Origin of the sequence: Pseudonocardia lacus (assembly GCF_018531445.1) — a bacterium.
In the GTDB taxonomy this organism is placed as follows: domain Bacteria; phylum Actinomycetota; class Actinomycetes; order Mycobacteriales; family Pseudonocardiaceae; genus Pseudonocardia; species Pseudonocardia lacus.
In genome coordinates this window covers 1-1,257 of record NZ_JAHDTH010000461.1, presented here as the reverse complement: position 1 = coordinate 1,257, position 1,257 = coordinate 1, and the positions used below count along the sequence as shown (strand labels likewise).

Genomic DNA, 1,257 nt, shown 5'->3' with positions numbered 1-1,257 from the left:
GTCCGCTCGCGGCTGGCCGCCGCCGGCGGCGAGACCACGCCGTCCGCGGTGGCCGCGGCCGTGCGCGCGGAGGCCGGCGGGGTCGCCTCCGACCTCGACGTGCTGGCCGCGCTGCGGGTGCTGCGCCAGGAGTTCGTCGGCGCGGGCCCGCTCGACGAGCTCCTGCGCGACCCCCGCACCACCGACGTGCTGGTCTGCGGACCGCGCTCGGTCTGGGTCGACCGCGGCGCCGGACCGCAGGCCACCGGCCTGCGGTTCCCCGACGAGGCGGCGGTGCGCCGGCTCGCGCAGCGGCTGGCGATCGCGGCCGGTCGCCGCCTCGACGACGCCAGCCCCTACGTCGACGGCTGGCTGGCCGACATCGGGGTGCGGCTGCACGCCGTGCTGCCGCCCATCGCCGCCGACGGCACCTGCCTGTCGCTGCGGGTGCTGCGCCCGGCAGCGCACGACCTCACCGCCCTGCGCGGGCTGGGCACGGTCGGCGCGGCGGGCGACGCCCTGCTGCGGGCCGTGGTGGACGCCCGGCTGGCCTTCCTGGTCTCCGGCGGCACCGGCACCGGCAAGACCACGATCCTCGCCGCGCTGCTGAGCGCGGTCGGGCGCGACGAGCGGGTGGTGTGCGTCGAGGACGTCGCCGAGCTGAGCCCGCGCCACCCGCACGTCGTGCGGCTCGTGGCCCGCCCGGCCAACATCGAGGGCGCCGGTGGCGTCACCCTGCGCGACCTGGTCCGCCAGGCGCTGCGGATGCGACCCGACCGCCTCGTCGTCGGGGAGGTGCGCGGCGCCGAGGTGTGCGACCTGCTGGCCGCGCTCAACACCGGCCACGACGGCGGCGCGGGCACCGTGCACGCCAACTCCGCCCGCGAGGTCCCGGCCCGGCTGGAGGCGCTGGCCGCCGCCGGTGGCCTGTCGCGCAACGCCCTGCACAGCCAGCTGGCCGCGGCCGTCCAGGTCGTGCTGCACATGCGCAGGCTGCGCACCGGGGCGCGGGTGCTCGACGCTGTCGGCGTGCTCGGGCGCGACCCGTCCCGCGGCGTCGTCGTCGAACCGGCCTGGACCCGCGAGCGCGGCCACGGCCCGGGAGCGGCCCGGCTCGCCGAGCTGCTCGACGAGCGGGGGGTGAAGGCGCCGTGGTGACCACCCCGATCGCCCCGATCGCCCCGATCGCTGCGCCGACTGCGCTCCTGCTCGCCGTGCTGCTCTGGCTCGGCCCGGGTTCCCCGGCCGCGGCGCGCGTCGCGGCCCTCTGGCCGCCGC

Annotated in this window: 1 protein-coding gene; it reads left to right on the top strand. The window is 79.3% G+C overall.

Features of this window, described 5'->3' with window-relative positions; all coding sequences use genetic code 11:
- Nucleotides 1-1,137 (top strand): TadA family conjugal transfer-associated ATPase (locus KIK08_RS39075; RefSeq protein ID WP_250558680.1); only part of this gene is annotated, 1,137 nt, incomplete at its 5' end.
- Nucleotides 1,138-1,257 lie beyond the last annotated feature (120 nt).